General features: G+C 66.8%; 13 protein-coding genes and 3 pseudogenes. 3 read left to right on the plus strand and 13 right to left on the minus strand.

All coding sequences use genetic code 11. The features are described from left to right. Positions 1–35 precede the first annotated feature (35 nt). From adhE to QQK48_RS04045, 9 genes and pseudogenes are all read right to left on the minus strand, one after another. Positions 36–2,763, minus strand: a pseudogene (gene adhE / locus QQK48_RS04005) (bifunctional acetaldehyde-CoA/alcohol dehydrogenase). Between the two features lie 144 nt (positions 2,764–2,907). Beyond that, positions 2,908–4,089: a GGDEF domain-containing protein gene (locus QQK48_RS04010; protein ID WP_284327551.1), complete on the minus strand. Its 1,182-nt coding sequence runs from the start codon at positions 4,087–4,089 to the stop codon at positions 2,908–2,910. A gap of 110 nt (positions 4,090–4,199) precedes the next feature. Further along, positions 4,200–4,979 (minus strand): annotated as a pseudogene (gene pflA / locus QQK48_RS04015) (pyruvate formate-lyase-activating protein). 167 nt (positions 4,980–5,146) lie between these two features. Further along, a pseudogene (gene pflB, locus QQK48_RS04020) lies at positions 5,147–7,421 on the minus strand (formate C-acetyltransferase). 96 nt (positions 7,422–7,517) lie between these two features. Then, positions 7,518–7,784, minus strand: a complete 267-nt coding sequence (locus tag QQK48_RS04025) for a hypothetical protein (protein WP_284327552.1) — start codon at positions 7,782–7,784, stop codon at positions 7,518–7,520. Positions 7,785–7,869: 85 nt separating this feature from the next. Further along, positions 7,870–8,022, minus strand: a complete 153-nt coding sequence (locus QQK48_RS04030) for a pilus assembly protein TadG-related protein (RefSeq protein WP_284327553.1) — start codon at positions 8,020–8,022, stop codon at positions 7,870–7,872. A 5-nt stretch (positions 8,023–8,027) separates the two neighbouring features. Then, the gene (locus QQK48_RS04035) at positions 8,028–8,270 is read right to left on the minus strand and encodes a hypothetical protein (protein WP_284327554.1); all 243 of its coding nucleotides are present in this window, start codon (positions 8,268–8,270) and stop codon (positions 8,028–8,030) included. Positions 8,271–8,498: 228 nt separating this feature from the next. Beyond that, on the minus strand, positions 8,499–8,885 hold the full coding sequence (locus QQK48_RS04040) for a TadE family protein (RefSeq protein ID WP_284327555.1): 387 nt from the start codon (positions 8,883–8,885) through the stop codon (positions 8,499–8,501). After that, on the minus strand, positions 8,869–9,057 hold the full coding sequence (locus tag QQK48_RS04045) for a hypothetical protein (protein ID WP_284327556.1): 189 nt from the start codon (positions 9,055–9,057) through the stop codon (positions 8,869–8,871). Before QQK48_RS04045 ends, QQK48_RS04040 begins: the two co-directional genes overlap by 17 nt. A 107-nt stretch (positions 9,058–9,164) precedes the next feature. Here QQK48_RS04045 and QQK48_RS04050 point away from each other — a divergent pair, with 107 nt between their 5' ends. Then, entirely contained in the window at positions 9,165–10,628 is a 1,464-nt protein-coding gene (locus QQK48_RS04050; protein WP_284327557.1) for a recombinase family protein, read from the plus strand. On the opposite strand, the gene QQK48_RS04055 is transcribed toward QQK48_RS04050, so the two are convergent. The 4 genes from QQK48_RS04055 to QQK48_RS04070 form a co-directional block, all read right to left on the minus strand. Continuing rightward, complete coding sequence (locus tag QQK48_RS04055; RefSeq protein WP_284327558.1) at positions 10,615–11,730, minus strand: AAA family ATPase; 1,116 nt, start codon at positions 11,728–11,730, stop codon at positions 10,615–10,617. The genes QQK48_RS04050 and QQK48_RS04055 overlap by 14 nt on opposite strands. A 119-nt stretch (positions 11,731–11,849) precedes the next feature. Further along, a complete protein-coding gene (locus QQK48_RS04060; RefSeq protein WP_284327559.1) occupies positions 11,850–12,077 on the minus strand; it encodes an LSm family protein in 228 nt (75 codons plus the stop codon). A 109-nt stretch (positions 12,078–12,186) separates the two neighbouring features. Further along, on the minus strand, positions 12,187–12,450 hold the full coding sequence (locus tag QQK48_RS04065) for an HNH endonuclease (RefSeq protein ID WP_284327560.1): 264 nt from the start codon (positions 12,448–12,450) through the stop codon (positions 12,187–12,189). A gap of 142 nt (positions 12,451–12,592) precedes the next feature. Beyond that, positions 12,593–12,988, minus strand: a complete 396-nt coding sequence (locus QQK48_RS04070) for a sigma-70 family RNA polymerase sigma factor (protein WP_284327561.1) — start codon at positions 12,986–12,988, stop codon at positions 12,593–12,595. Positions 12,989–13,387: 399 nt separating this feature from the next. Here QQK48_RS04070 and QQK48_RS04075 point away from each other — a divergent pair, with 399 nt between their 5' ends. Beyond that, entirely contained in the window at positions 13,388–13,642 is a 255-nt protein-coding gene (locus tag QQK48_RS04075) for a hypothetical protein (protein WP_284327562.1), read from the plus strand. Beyond that, positions 13,623–15,026 carry a terminase large subunit domain-containing protein gene (locus tag QQK48_RS04080; RefSeq protein ID WP_284327563.1) on the plus strand — a complete coding sequence of 468 codons (1,404 nt, stop codon included), beginning with the start codon at positions 13,623–13,625 and terminating at the stop codon, positions 15,024–15,026. The genes QQK48_RS04075 and QQK48_RS04080 overlap by 20 nt, the downstream gene beginning before the upstream one ends. Positions 15,027–15,056 lie beyond the last annotated feature (30 nt).

Below are 15,056 nucleotides of genomic sequence, written 5' to 3' on the forward strand. Positions count from 1 at the left end.
CCGGGGCCTCGCCGTGTGTGGTCTTGCGGTCAGCCTTACTTGGCTGCCTTGCGGCCCTTACGCGGAGCCTTCGCCTCGTCCTCGACCTTGGCGGCCTCGGCCTCACGGGCGGCGACGTCCTCGTAGCGGATGCCGTAGTACGCGGCCTGCATCATGACCTTCATGTCGGCCAGCATCGGCAGACGCGGGTTGGCCGGCGCGCACTGGTCCTCGTAGGCGTTCATGGCGAGGGTGTCGAGCGAAGCCAGGAACTCGGACTCGTCGATGCCGACCTCCTGGAACGATCCCTCGATGCCGACCGCGGCGCGGAGCTCCTCGACCGCGGTGGCGTAGGCCTCGACGGCCTCGTCGGGGGTCGAGTGCGCCAGGCCCAGGATCTTCGCGATCTCCTGGAAGCGCTCGGGAGCCACGTAGGACTCCTGCTTGGGCCACGAGGTGGGCTTGGTGGGCACCTTGCCGTTGTAGCGAATCACGTGCGGCAGGTAGATCGCGTTGGTGCGGCCGTGGGCGACGTGGAAGGTCGAGCCGGTGACGTGCGACATCGCGTGCACCAGACCGAGGAACGCGTTACCGAAGGCCATACCGGCGATCGTTGCCGCGTTGTGCATCTTCTCGCGCGCCTTCTCCGCCTCGGGACCACCCTCGACGGACTTCGCGATGTTCTCGAACACCAGGCGGATGGCCTGGAGCGCGAGACCGTCGGTGAAGTCGTTCGCGTACACCGAGACGAAGGCCTCGGTGGCGTGGGTGAGGGCGTCCATGCCGGAGTCGGCCGCCACCCGCGAGGGCAGCATGCGGGTCAGCACGGGGTCGACGATCGCGACGGACGGGGTCAGCGCGTAGTCCGCCAGCGGGTACTTGCGGCCCGTGTCGGTGTCCGTGATGACCGCGAACGGGGTGACCTCGGCGCCGGTGCCCGACGTGGTCGGGATGCACACCAGGCTGGGCGAGGCTCGCCGAGCCTGCGGGAAGGTGAAGGCGCGCTTGCGGACGTCGAAGAACTTCTCCTTCAGGTCGCTGAAGACCACGTCCGGGTGCTCGTACATGAGCCACATGACCTTCGCGGCGTCCATGGGTGAGCCGCCACCGACCGCGATCAGCGTGTCGGGCTTGAAGGCACGCAGCACCTCGGCGCCTGCGGTGACCGTCTTGATGGACGGCTCGGGCTCGACGTTGTCGATGATCTGGACCGACACCTTGTTGTTGCGGCGGTGCAGGACGTCGAGGATCTTGTCGACGATGCCGATGCGGGTCATGGTGGCGTCGGTGATGATCGTCACGCGCTCCACGTCGGGCATCGACTTGAGGTAGCGGATCGAGTTGGGCTCGAAGTAGGTCTTCGCCGGCACCTTGAACCACTGCATGTTGTTGTTCCTCCGGCCGATGCGCTTGACGTTGATCAGGTTGATCGCGGACACGTTGTTGGAGACCGAGTTGTGCCCGTAGGAGCCGCAGCCAAGGGTGAGGGAGGGCAGGAAGGCGTTGTAGATGTCGCCGATGCCGCCCTGCGACGAGGGCGAGTTGCAGATGATGCGGACGGCCTTGACGCGCTGTCCGAACTCCTGGATCACGGCCTGGTCGGTCGCGTGGATCGCGGCGGAGTGGCCCAGTCCGTGGAACTCGACCATGCGCTCGGCGTAGTCGAGGCCCTGCTCCGTGGTCTCGGCGCGCAGGACGGCGAGGACGGGGCACAGCTTCTCGCGGGTCAGGGGCTCGGACTCGCCGACGGTCGACACCTCGGCAAGGATGATCGAGGTGTCGGCGGGGACGGAGAATCCGGCCTGCTCGGCGATCCACGTGGGGTGCTTGCCCACCACGTTCGGGTTGAGCTTCGCACCGGCGCAGTTCTCGCCGTTGGCGCTGACGCCGAAGATGAACTCCTCGAGCAGGGCCTTCTCGGCAGGGTTGACGCGGTAGGCGTGGAGGCGGTCGAACTCGCTCAGCGCCTCGTCGTACAGCGACGAGTCGAGGATCACTGCCTGCTCGGAGGCACACACCATGCCGTTGTCGAACGCCTTGGAAATGACGATGTCGTTGACGGAGCGCTTGAGGTTCGCCGAGGCGTGGATGTAGGCGGGGACGTTTCCGGCGCCGACGCCGAGAGCGGGCTTGCCGCACGAGTAGGCCGCCTTCACCATGGCGTTTCCACCGGTGGCGAGGATCAGCGCGATGCCGTCGTGGTTCATGAGAGCGCCGGTGGCCTCGAGCGAGGGGTGCTCGACCCACTGGATGCAGTGCTCGGGGGCGCCTGCCGCGATGGCGGCGTCACGGACGGCCTTGGCGGCGGCGACGGAGGACTGCTGAGCGCTCGGGTGGAACGCGAAGACGATGGGGTTGCGGGTCTTCAGCGCGATGAGTGACTTGAAGATCGCGGTCGAGGTGGGGTTGGTCACCGGGGTGATACCGGCGATGACGCCCACGGGCTCCGCGATCTCGGTGATGCCGAGCAGGCTCGTCCTCGTGAATGACGCCCACGGTCTTCATCGGGCCCATGGAGTGGGTGACGTGCTCGCACGCGAAGATGTTCTTCACGGCCTTGTCTTCGAAGACGCCACGGCCGGTCTCGGTGACCGCCTGCATCGCGAGGTCGCCGTGCTGGCTGAGCGCCGCGACCGACGCCTTCTTGACCAGCATGTCAACGTCTTCCTGGGTGAACGCGGAGTATGCCTGCAGGGCACGCTGGCCGTTCGCGACGAGTCGGTCGATCTCGGCCGCGATGGGCGACGAGGCTTCCTGGACCGAGGTTTCCTGGGTGGCGGTCATGGTGTTTCTCTCCCTTGACGGGGGCCCCTGTCGGTGCCCTGATATCTACGAAACTACGGGAGCACCCAGATGTATACATGAGGCCTACGTCCCATAGGACCAATGTCCTACCAGGGGTTTCGTGCGTGTTTCGAGCCGTTGCCCCTAGGAGGAGGCTGGCTCTTCGCCGTGCACCACGGCGCGGTCTCGACCGGCGGCCTTGGCGAGATAGAGCGCCTCGTCGGCGCGTTCGAGCACGTCCACCAGCGCCTCCCCGGCGAGGCCACCGCGAGCCCAAAGCTCACCGTGGTGCCCGCCGGGGCATCGGCCGCATGGACCGCCATCAGGCGGGCGAGCCTCTCCAGCGACGGCGACCGCGGCCTCCGCATCGACGCCTTCGAGCACGGCCGCGAACTCCTCGCCACCCCAGCGGCAGGCGAGGGCATCGGGCCCCAGGACCTCGCGGCAGGCGGCCGCGAAGGCCACCAACGCGGCGTCGCCCTCGGCGTGCCCAAAGGTGTCGTTGAGCTCCTTGAAGCGGTCGAAGTCCGCCAGCATGACGCTCGTGGGAGCGCCGGGGGTCGCCGCGAGCGCCACGGCACCCTGACGCAGGAAGGGGTCGCGAGTCAGGAGCCCCGTGAGATCGTCGCGCTCGGCGCGCCTTCGCCACGCCTCGGCCACCTCGAAGCGGCTGATCTCGGTGACCGAGTAGGTGACCGTCACCATGGCGAGCATCACGACCACGGTGGTCGCGTCCGGCCCTGCCCACACCGTGTAGGCCTTGGACTCGGGCCCCAGGGCGACGTACGCCACCGCGCGGATCGCATAGAAGCCGGCGAGGACGGAGGCGGCAAGGGCCACGGAGGACAGGGCGGCACGGATGCCCGCGCGCGGGTCGCCGGTCTCGGCGCCCTCCTGCTCAGACCTCAGGATCCACAGGCGGCGCGCCGCGAGTCCAAACTGTGCCGCCATGCCCGCCACGAGGAACCCGGTTCCCGCCACCACGGCATCGGACCTCGGGCTGAGCAGGGTGGCGACTGCGATCACCGCAGGCACCACGGCCAACTGGAGTGCCGAGACGGTGAGCCCGCGCAGCGACCGTGCGGCGGCCCACGCCATGCCACCGCTGAGGACCGCGAGCGCGTTGCCGAGCGCATCCGCGACAGGAACTCCAGCACCGGTGTCGAGGAGGTAGAGCGTGGAACTCACGGTGGAGAACACCACCACCAGGCTCCACCAGCGCGCGTAGGCGGCACGGGTTGACCGGTACGTGCCGAAGTACACGAGCACGAAAGTGAGGGCGCCCACGGACGCTTGCACGATGCGCAGCGTCTCCAGATCGAGCATGGCCAGAGCCTACGGCGTGCCCGCAGCCGGAGGAACCGCGAAAGCCCTGGTGAACAACCCACCAGGGCCTTGCATGGTCACCGTCACCACGGCATCGGACTCACGAGCGGTCAATACGTCAGGATGCCCCGCGAGCGGAACTGCTCGCGCACCCGCTCCACGAGCTCGGGCGAGGGCGGCTGGGTGTCGTCGAGCGCGTAGGGCTCGTTCAGCAGCCTTCCACTTCTCGCGCCCCATCTGGTGGAAGGGCAGCACCTCGACGCGCTCGACGGTGTCGAGGCTCGCGAGGTAGTCGGCGACCTGGTCCACGTTGCGCTCGTCGTCGGTGAGGCCAGGCACCAGCACGAACCGGGTCCAGATCTTCACGCCGTGCGCCGAGAGGCGACGACCGAAGTCGAGCGTGGGGGCCAGCGGCCTGCCCGTGACCTTCTTGTAGGTGTCAGGGTCGCCCGACTTCACGTCGAGCAGCACCAGGTCGGTGTCGGCGAGCAGGCTCGTTGGAGGCGCGGGCGCCGAGGAACCCGGAGGTGTCGAGCGCGGTGTGGATGCCCATCTCCTTGGCACCGCGGAAGATGCGGGCCACGAAGTCGGGCTGCAATAGCGGCTCGCCGCCGGAGATGGTCAGGCCGCCGCCCGAGGCGTTGAGGACGTGGGAGTAACGGCGCACTCTGGTGAGCACCTCATCGGCCGTGGCCCTGGTGCCGCGGCGCATCTGCCACGTGTCGGGGTTGTGGCAGTAGAGGCAGCGCAGGGGGCAGCCGGCTAGGAAGTAGGTGAGGCGGGTGCCGGGACCGTCGACGGCGGTGACGAGCCTCCCACGAGTGGACGGTGCCCTCTTCACCCTTGGTGTGACCGACTCCAGCGCGCATCTCCTCGTCGGCGGTGGCCATCGAGGCGGGCGTCGGCCCCGCCGCTCCCACGATGGGGAGCGACGGGCCGGCGATGGTGATCGGCTCGGCCGCCGGGACTGCCTCGACGGGCGAGGTGGCCGCGGTGGTGTCGGTGGCCGATGCGTTGACCACCCGGGCGGGGACGGTGGCGGTCATGGCTGCTCTCCTTAGAGGGAACCGTGGAAGGTGCGGGACAGGACGTCGAGCCTGCTGCTCGCGGGTGAGCCGCACGAAGTTCACGGCGTAGCCCGAGACACGAATCGTCGGTGGGGGTAGTTCTCGGGGTGCTCCATGGCGTCCTCGAGGGTGTCCCTGTTCAGCACGTTGACGTTCATGTGGAAGCCCTGCTCGATGGCGTAGGCGTCCAGCACTCCGACCAGGTTCTTGATCTGCTCGGTCTTGTCGCGACCAAGGCCCGCGGGCACCACGGTGGTGGTGAGCGAGATGCCGTCCTGGGCGTCGTCGTAGGGCGGCTTGGCGACGGACAGGGCCGAGGCGACGATGCCGTGGGTGTCGCGGCCGTTCATCGGGTTGGCACCGGGGGCGAAGGGCTCGCCTGCGCGGCGGCCGTCGGGGGTGTTGCCCGTGGCCTTGCCGTACACGACGTTCGAGGTGATGGTCAGCACCGACTGGGTGTGCTTCGCGCCACGGTAGGTCTGCTGCTTGCGGACCTTGTCCATGAAGCGGTGCACCAGGCTCGACGGCGATGGAGTCTGCACGGTCGTCGTCGTTGCCGTAGGTCGGGAACTCTCCGGTGACCTCGTAGTCGGTGATGAGACCGGTCTCGTCACGCACGGGGCGGACCTGCGCGTACTTGATGGCGGACAGCGAGTCGGCCGCGACCGAGAGGCCGGCGATGCCGCAGGCCATGGTGCGCAGGATCTCCTTGTCGTGCAGCGCCATCTCGATGCGCTCGTACGCGTACTTGTCGTGCATGTAGTGGATGCAGTTGAGGGCGTCCACGTAGGTCTCGGCCAGCCAGTCCATCGTCTTGTCGAACGCGGCGACCACCGTGTCGAAGTCGAGGACCTCATCGGTCATGGGCGCGGTGGCGGGCGAAACCTGCTTGCCCGAGACCTCGTCGCGGCCTCCGTTGATCGCGTAGAGCATCGCCTTGGCGAGGTTCACACGAGCACCGAAGAACTGCATCTGCTTGCCGACCTCCATGGCGGAGACGCAGCACGCGATCGCGGCGTCGTCACCGCACTGGGTACGGATCAGGTCGTCGGACTCGTACTGGATCGACGAGGTGTCAATCGACACCTGTGCGCAGAAGTCCTTGAAGCCCTGCGGCAGCGCGGCGTTCCAGAACACGGTGAGGTTCGGCTCGGGGGCCGGGCCGAGGTTGTAGAGCGTCTGGAGGAAGCGGAACGAGGTCTTGGTGACGAGCGTGCGACCGTCGTCGCCCATACCGCCGATCGACTCGGTGACCCACGTCGGGTCGCCCGAGAAGAGGTTGTCGTACTCGGGGGTGCGCAGGAAGCGGACGATGCGGAGCCTTGATGACGAAGTCGTCGACGATCTCCTGGATCTGCTCCTCGGTGACGGTGCCCTCGGCGAGGTCGCGCTGGGCGTACACGTCGAGGAAGGTCGAGGTGCGTCCGAGCGACATCGCGGCGCCGTTCTGCTCCTTCACGGCGGCGAGGTAGCCGAAGTACAGCCACTGCACGGCTTCGCGGAAGTCCTTGGCGGGGCCGGAGATGTCGTAGCCGTAGGCTCTTCGCCATCGTCTTCAGGCTCGTTCAACGCCTTGATCTGCTCCGAGTTCTCTTCGCGGTCGCGAATGATGTCCTCGGAGGAACGCTCCATGTCGAGCAGGGCGCGCTCGCGCTTCTTGCCTGCGATGAGGGCGTCGACGCCGTACAGGGCCACGCGGCGGTAGTCACCGATGATGCGGCCGCGGCCGTAGGCGTCGGGCAGGCCGGTGACGATGTGGCTCGAGCGGGCGGCGCGCACGTTCGGCGGGTAGACGTCGAAGACGCCGTCGTTGTGGGTCTTGCGGTAGGTCGAGAAGATGGTCTCGAGTTCGGGGTCAACGGGGTAGCCGTAGGTCTCGAGGCTCTTCACCACCATGCGCCATCCGCCGTTGGGCATGATGGCTCGCTTCAGCGGCGCGTCGGTCTGGAGGCCGACGATCACGTCCTCGCCCTCGCGGATGTAACCGGGGGCGTGAGAGGTGATGGTGGACGGCGTGTGGGCGTCGACGTCGTAGACACCCTTCTCACGCTCGGCCGGGAACATCTCGGTGATGGCCTCCCACGCACGGGTGGTGCGCTCGGTGGGGCCGGCGAGGAAGGAACTGTCACCCTCGTAGGGCGTGTAGTTCGCCTGCAGGAAGCCTCGCACGTCGATGCCCTCGGACCAGGGGCCCCGCTCGAACGAACGCCACTCGGTGGAGTAGGCGATCTGGTCGTCGGCGGTGCGCGGGTCAGTGGCGGTCATGATGTCTCCCTTGGATGGTGAGCCGGAGGCGGTGGTTCCGCGCGGCTCGAACCTTCTCTTTGAAAGTACGCCCGGGAACAGGGGCTTCATTGGGACCTAGGACCCTTCGCGGTGGCCTCCGCCCATGGCGTCCTGGCCGCCCTGCGGCGCGCCTCGGCTGGCGCGTCGCCTGCTCCTGGCTGTGGCCGATGCCGTGATGGCCACGCCGTCCGCCCACGGTGCGAGGACATCCAGGTTCCACGGCAGCGGCACTGTCCTGCCCAGGACGACGGTGGCGGACTGGCCGTCTGGTGCGTCCGCCTCGATCAGGGTCACCTCGGACACCCACGGCTGTGCCGGGTCGTCGGCGAGCCGCGCCTCCACCTGGTCCCTGACCTGGTCGGCGTCGAGCGCCAGCGAGCCGGATCCCGTCGCGTAGTACCTGTCGCCGTCGACGGAGTCCGCTGCGTCAAGCGCCAGGCTCGTCCGCGAGCGCCACCAGGCGCAGTCTGTCCACGTGTACCTGAGTCGCGGCGGCCACCACCAGGATCGCGATCGCCACCACCACGATCCATCCCAGGGTGAGCACCGAGATCGAGCCCTCGTCGTCACGCGCCCGCATCCGTGTCACCCGTCCCCGTCGACGGGCGACGCACCGCGGGCGTGCAGGTCGATAGCCAAGGGTGCGACCTCGGCAATCAGGCTGGGAATGCCGGGAAGGTTCACGGTCCCCGCGACCTCAGCGACAACGTCCGAACCGGGCGCGAAGCACTCGCCATCGCAGTCGAGCACGAGGGCCGGCGCCTCCAGACCGAAGTCCTCGGCGGTGACGGCCACTGTGGCTTCGGCCCGCGCACTTGCGGCAGCCATCGCGGCGGACGAGTCCTGCCCGGCAGCGACGGCTTCCATCCCCGCGACCGCAGCCTGCTCGCGCCGCCGACCGTGCCGCCGCCTCCACGCCGAACGTCGCCGACTGCACCTGGGCGAGCGTGACGATGAGGTACACGAGCGGCACGAGGATCACCACCGCGACGCCAAGGAACTCGACGAGGGCCCCGCCATCATCGGCCGCCATCGTTCGCCTCCCCCGCGGCCCCGTCATGTCTGTTCCTCGAGGGCTCGCGCCGTCACGTCGATGTCGGCAGGCCCCCACCAGCCGAGCACGGGTACGGGTGCGCTCACCGTGACGCTGACGGCCGGGGCGCCCGCCACCGTGATGGCCTCGGCGCTCGCGGCAGCGCTCACGCCGGGAATCGACGCCCCCGCCACCTCCAGGGCACGCGAGGCACCGTCGGCTGGCGCGCGGTCCGCGGCTGCCGCGTGCCGCGCGCCTTCCTGCGCGCTCGACAACAGGACGTTGCGTACGTGCAGCGCGAGCACCAACTGCACGAGCCCGATCGCGATCAGCACCACGAGGGTGCCGAGCATGACGAACTCTGCGGTGGCGCTGCCCTGGTCGTCGCGGCGCCTAGCCTCCCGTGACACCGTCGATGGCGTCATCGAACAGGTCCCTGAACGTGGGCTCCGCGACCGCCCAGATCACCGCGACGAGCCCCGCCGTCATCAGCGTGATCAGCACCCAGCCTGGAACGTCGCCGCGGTCATCCCGCGCCAGAGCCATGCGCTCCAGCACCCACCTGCTCAGTGTGTCCTTCATGTGCCTCCCCTTTTCTGTGTCGCCCGCATCGGGCGTCCTTGCTAGAAACCCAGCCGTATCGCCACCAGTCCTGGGTACACCGCAAAGACGAGAGTAGATTTAAGGACATGACCAAGCGTGCCGTGATCTACCTTCGCCAGAGCCGCGAAAACCCTCTGGGCATCGACCGCCAGCGTGAGCGCACTTCTGCCCTCGTGGCGGCGCGAGACTGGACGCTCACGTCTGAGTATGTCGATGACGACGTGAGCGCTTCGAAGGCGCGTGGCGCCGGTACGGCCTGGGCGCAGATGCTCAAAGACGCCAAGGACGGCGTCTTCGACGTGATCGTGGCAGTTGACCTTGACCGCCTGCTTCGCACTGTGGGCGACCTCGTGACACTCACCGGCACGGGTGCCGCAGTCCTGACGGTTGACGGTGAGATCGACCTCACCACCGCTGACGGCGAGTTCCGCGCCACGATGCTGGCAGGCATTGCCCGCTTCGAAGGCCGCCGCAAAGCCGAGCGCCAAAAGCGTGCCGCCGACCAGCGCGCGGCACAGGGCATCCCTCATCGCGCTCACCGTGTCTTTGGCTGGGAGCCAGACGGCATCACCCTCCGTGAGTCTGAGGCGGCGATACTCCGCGATATGCACGCCCGAGTGCTCGCCGGTGAGCCCATCCGCGCTATCGCGCGTTGGCTCAATGACGCAGGCATCCCCACGCCCCGAGACAGGCAGTGGCAACCCATCAACGTTCGCCGTGCCCTGCTGCGTGAGCGAAATGCGGGCCTCCTGGTCCGTAAGGGCGTCGTTCAGGAACACAGCCTCATTCAACCGATCGTGCCGCGCGAGACGTGGGAGCAGGTTGTGGCCCTTCTTCGCGACCCCGACCGCAACGTGAACCCTGGCCGCCCGGTATCCCGGTGGTGGCTGACATCCGTCGCGAAGTGCTCAACCTGCGGTGGCCGTATGCGTGGCAAGGTCGTCACTAGCCGGGGCTACAAGCAGAGTTTCTACACCTGTGCCGAGCGGCCAGGCGGGGGCTCACACCCCACAATCTCTCAGCAGATCATCGAGGATCACGTCACCGAAGCCGTGCGCGAGCAACTGATGTTGCGCCAGGGCCAAACACCCGACGACGGCGCTGTGACACGCCTACGGCTACAGCGAGCCGACCTCGCGGGCCAGATCGAACACGCCACCGAGGTGGAAGCCCACGCCCGCACTGACGTGTCGCGCCGTGCCGCTCGCAGAGCCGTTGAGGCACTAGAAAGCGAATACGAATCAACCGATGCCGAACTGTCCGCCGCTCTCGTGCAAGCCGATGCTGAGGACTGGGCCAGCATCGCGGAGCAGTTCCTCACAGGCGGCGTCGCGGGCATCGTGGCGTCCGCTGAGGCATTTCGTGCACGGTGGGCCGAGACGCCCAACGAACGCAAGCGGGAGATTGCGGGCCGCCTCCTAGAGGTGTCCGTCTTACCTCACAACGCCCCGGTCACGACGTGTGTCCCGGACATGGAAAAACCGGGCGAGGTCATCGAAGTGACCCGCCCGGCTAAGGGAGTACGCCGCGTGCTGATTACGCCGCGTTGAGGCGGTACTGCTTGGGACGTGTGCCTTGCGTCTCGATATTGGGCATGCTGTCCAGAATGCGGCTGTAGCGCCGCCTCGCGGGGTCAGCGTTCTCCGCAAAGTCCGCCATAGGGTGCCACTCACCGTCAGCCAAGACCTCCCTGATGTGCTGTTCATCAGGCGTCTGTGTGGTCCCGCGCGCGACGACCGCAGAGGCACCCGCATCCACCAGATGGAACCCGCGCAGGTCAACGGGCTTGCCGTCCTTCTGCTTGCCGTCCGCAGAGCGCTCCGTGGTGAGCCGGAAGCCCTTCTCATCGCCCTTGGCGACAATCACAGTGTCCACGTTGCCGCGAAGCGCCGACGAGCCGCGCACTCCGCCCGATGCCTTGTTGACGTGGTGCACCAGCAAGACAGTTGCACCTGGCCGAGCCTGGCGAATCTGGATAGCCGCCTTAGTGGCCTTGTTGACTTGGCTGGCGTCGTTCTCGTTGTCGATGCTGGTCAACTGGCTGAAAGTGTCGAGAATCACTAGGTCGATGCTGTGCTCAGTCACATACTCGACCACACGAGCGACAGAAGCCTCGCGCGAGAGATTGACGCCACGGTCCATGAACACCATCCGGTCGCGGGGAATCTCGCCATTGGTGTCCTGCCATGCGGCCACGCGCTTGCCGAAGGACTCCGCGCCCTCACCCACGACGTACAGCACCGAACCTTGCTTAACGCTCTGGCCAAACCAGTCGCTACCGGTAGCGATGGACGCCGCCATTGACAGCGCGGTGAATGACTTACCAAGGCCGGGCTCACCGGCGAGGATCGCGACGCTGGACTGCTGAAGCAGCCCTTCAACCCACCAGCCCGGCTCAATACGGTTCAAGAGGTCGTCAAGCGTGAGCGCCTGAAGCGGCCCTTCGTCTTCGACTGCGCTGACCAGGGCCGCCGCCTGAGCGCGCACACGCTGGCGCGTGGCCTCAGCCTCGACCTGAGCACGTTCGGCTGCGTCCAGTTTCTCGGTCCACTCCGCGAGATCGTCACGCACCACGTCTAGGAGAGCGTGCCCCTCGTCCACAAACGTGTTGAAGTCATCGCGAGAGATGTCGTGCCGCAGTTGCGCGTGCACCTGGCCAGCCGTGAGCCGTTCGGCGGGGCGCCCTCGACGTAGTTGCATCGCGCCACGCAGGCGCGCATCGGCGTGCACCTGGTCCGCGACCGCCTGCATCGCCACCTCATAGGCCGTGGTCACTTCAGGGCACCAATCGCACGCCCACGCACGTCCGAGGCCTCTGACCCGTCCATGTGGGCCACTGACGCGAACGGGAAGAACCGCACCACGGGCGGGCCATCGAGCAGGAGCGTCACCCCGTAGTTGTCAATGGACAGCAGACGCCCGGTGGTCTCAGCCACGTCTGGTGCAGCCAGGGCGACGCGCACGGCATCACCAGTCTTGAAGAAATCACTTGCGTACATAGAAAAACCTCCATAAGGGTTGCTTGTTTGGGGAGAGTCAATCTTACCAGAAATTGACCCAAATTGCAATTTTCAAGAATGCACACATTGCATTTCTGGTAATTGTTTCTTAAAACCAATTCTCTGCCCGGTAGTCCAGGCGGACCTTGGGGCGATCCGACTTGCGGCCATTGCATGCGTTGCACAGGGCCACCAGTTCGCTATCGGGCACCTCCGCGTCGCCACCGGCACCCACCGCGATGATGTGGTCAACCGTGAGGTCTTCGGTCGCTCCACACGCCGTACAGGCGTGCCCGTCACGGGCCAGGATGCGCTCACGCTGTCGCGCCCACCGGGCGGTCTTCAGGTCCTTACGGTCCCTTGCCGGGGTCATCGCTCAGACGCCCTATAGAACGCAGCAAGGACCATCTCATCCGAACTGGGCGCCTCCCGAGGGTCTACGGCCATGGGGCAGGGCCAAGCGTGGCCGCACGTGGCACACACGTTGCCCACAAGGAGGCGCGCCGTATGCCCCGTCACGCCACGACCCCGCGAATCGTCTCGATGGCCTCGCGGTCCTCAGTGCGCCGCATATCCACGTCTCCGGCCCTCAAACGGCTTTGTAGCGGCTCAGGAATGGCGTCCAGGGCGTCATCCACCGCGTCAGGCAGTTCAACCACGGGAGCCGCCATCTCGGGCGGCAGGGAGGTCGTCGGGACGGGCGTATTGCGCTTCAAGGCGTCCAGCACGCGCCAGCGGCAGCGCTGTATGGCATAGCCCTCCCACGTCCCTTCACCTTCGCGGTACTTCATCGCCGCTTCAAGCAGCCCCGACATTGCGGCGCTTTCGGCCTCACCCACGCCCATCCGGTTGACGAACGGCTGGGCGATCTTGCGGGCAAGCAGGAGGTCCGCCTCCGTGAGGCGCCTCATCGGCCATCTCGCTGGACAAGAACCGAGATGATTGCTACTGTTGACATGTGGTGGTCTCCTAAGGTAGTCTGAAGTGTAACCAGTATGCGACTCCATTGTACCACCTTTGTCGAGCCCGTGCAGAGAACATGCCCCCAGTCCACCTCACCGTTGACGATGGACTGAGCAGGGCCACACAAAGCGCCTGATAAAACCCTACTTACGCGGTTAGGACGCGTGGTTAGTCCATACTCCTCACACCCTTGGGTGAGGGGAGGGACTAACTCACCCTCCCGCCTAACCCAGTGGCGGGTTGTGAAAGGGCTGGGGTCTCTTTAGAGAGGGCGCTCCGTACCCCGCCCGCCTCGCTTCTTGGCACCAACGGGCGCCAAATATTCGCGGTCAACTCGACATAGGGGCATGAAGACCGCAACCACTTACCGCGAGGCCGTGACGGCGTTCATTGAGGCGTCGCCGTGGCTGTCCCCGGTCGATATGCCCGCCCTGGTGACCCTGACGAGCCTTGCCGACCTTCTCGACGCCGGCGACCCCAAGCCCGCCACCGTGGCGCAGTTCGGGCTGACGTATCGTTCGCTGCTGAAGACCGCGCCACAGGCTGACGCTGGCGCTGAGGACCCGCTAGAGGCCGCTCTCCGTGACGCTGCCGAACGCTAGCCCTACCCGCGCCACTACCCCGCTCCCGGACTCCCCTGGCTCACTGTTCGACCGCTTTGAGACGGTCCTACGGCTGGTGTGGCGTACGGCGTTTGGCCACGACCTCGACCCGTGGCAGGCGGACCTGCTGCGGGCCATCACCGAACTGCGCGCGGACGGGCATCTGAGGCATCGCCAGTTCCTCGTGTCTTTGGGTCGTCAGAACGGCAAGACGGAGATTGCCGCCGCCCTGGGACTGCTGTTCATGCTGGTGAAGGTCTCGGGCTACGTCGTGGGCATCGCGTCCAGTGCTGAACAGGCGCGTCTGGTCTACGACCGGACCATGACGGCGATTCGCCGCAATACGGCGCTAGCCAAGCGGTTTGACGCGCTGACCGATACCCGAGGGCTCCGCTCCAAGTCGGGCGCGAAGTACGAGATCAAGGCCGCGAAGTCCGCAGCCCTCCAAGGCCTCCCCATTGACCTGGGGTTGGTCGATGAGGTGCACCTGCTGAAGCCGTCGCTGTGGACGGACCTCGTGAACGGCACCGGTGGCCGCCTCGATTGCATCGTGGTGGGCATCACCACCGCAGGCGATGACGACTCTGAGTTGCTGACCGACCTGTACCGCCTCGCCTCTGAAGACAAGATTGGTCACGCGATCTGGGAGGCCCCTGCCGCTGAGGTGCCAGAGGATGACGAGACCCTTGCCGAGTACCTGAGGGCCGCTAACCCCGCCATCGCTTGCGGACGTATCGACGTGGCCGTGGTCATCGAGGACGTGCGGGCCATGTCCCCCGGTGCCGCGATCCGCTACCGCCTCAACCGGTTCACCGCGACTGATTCGACGTGGTTGCCGCTAGCGACGTGGGTCGGCCTTGCCGGTGAGGTCACTGCCCCGGCTGAGGGCGTGGTCTTCGCACTGGACCGCACGCCCACCTGGTCCCACGCGTCCATTGTGGCCGCCTGGAAGGCCGCTGACGGGGCCATTGAGACTCAGGTGGTGGCATCCGTCGCGAAGCCGTCCCTGGAGCGCCTACGCGAGGTCTGCATGCAACTGGCCGCCCGCCACGGCAACGCACTTTGGGTCGCTGACAACTACTCGCTAGGCACGCTCATGGCCGAGTTGAAGGACCGGGGCCTCACCACTCGCCGGGGCACGCTTGCCGACCTCACCAACGCGGCAAGTCGCACTTACGCGCTCGCCATGCAAAGCACGGTCCGCCATGCCGGCGATCCCTTGCTGACCGACCAACTACCCCGTGTCACCACCAAGAACAAGGGCGACGGCTACCGACTGGTGAGAGCCACCAAGGCCGCCGAGATTGACACGGTGACAGCCACAACGCTCGCCGTCTATTTCGCTGAGCAGGACCTTGACAAGGGTCTTCAACTCTTCGTCTAGCGCGGCCCTGTATTTCCTTCGCCAACTCGA

It is taken from the genome of Demequina litorisediminis, from assembly GCF_030161615.1.
Lineage (GTDB): Bacteria > Actinomycetota > Actinomycetes > Actinomycetales > Demequinaceae > Demequina > Demequina litorisediminis.

Bases quoted from the DNA above. Each gene is read 5' to 3' on its own strand.
- QQK48_RS04060 (WP_284327559.1), bottom strand. From the start codon at position 12,077: ATGTACGCAAGTGATTTCTTCAAGACTGGTGATGCCGTGCGCGTCGCC.
- QQK48_RS04010 (WP_284327551.1), bottom strand. From the start codon at position 4,089: ATGCTCGATCTGGAGACGCTGCGCATCGTGCAAGCGTCCGTGGGCGCC.
- QQK48_RS04075 (WP_284327562.1), top strand. From the start codon at position 13,388: ATGAAGACCGCAACCACTTACCGCGAGGCCGTGACGGCGTTCATTGAG.
- QQK48_RS04045 (WP_284327556.1), bottom strand. From the start codon at position 9,057: ATGAAGGACACACTGAGCAGGTGGGTGCTGGAGCGCATGGCTCTGGCG.
- QQK48_RS04070 (WP_284327561.1), bottom strand. From the start codon at position 12,988: ATGAGGCGCCTCACGGAGGCGGACCTCCTGCTTGCCCGCAAGATCGCC.
- QQK48_RS04065 (WP_284327560.1), bottom strand. From the start codon at position 12,450: ATGACCCCGGCAAGGGACCGTAAGGACCTGAAGACCGCCCGGTGGGCG.
- QQK48_RS04050 (WP_284327557.1), top strand. From the start codon at position 9,165: ATGACCAAGCGTGCCGTGATCTACCTTCGCCAGAGCCGCGAAAACCCT.
- QQK48_RS04030 (WP_284327553.1), bottom strand. From the start codon at position 8,022: ATGCGGGCGCGTGACGACGAGGGCTCGATCTCGGTGCTCACCCTGGGA.
- QQK48_RS04035 (WP_284327554.1), bottom strand. From the start codon at position 8,270: ATGGCTGCCGCAAGTGCGCGGGCCGAAGCCACAGTGGCCGTCACCGCC.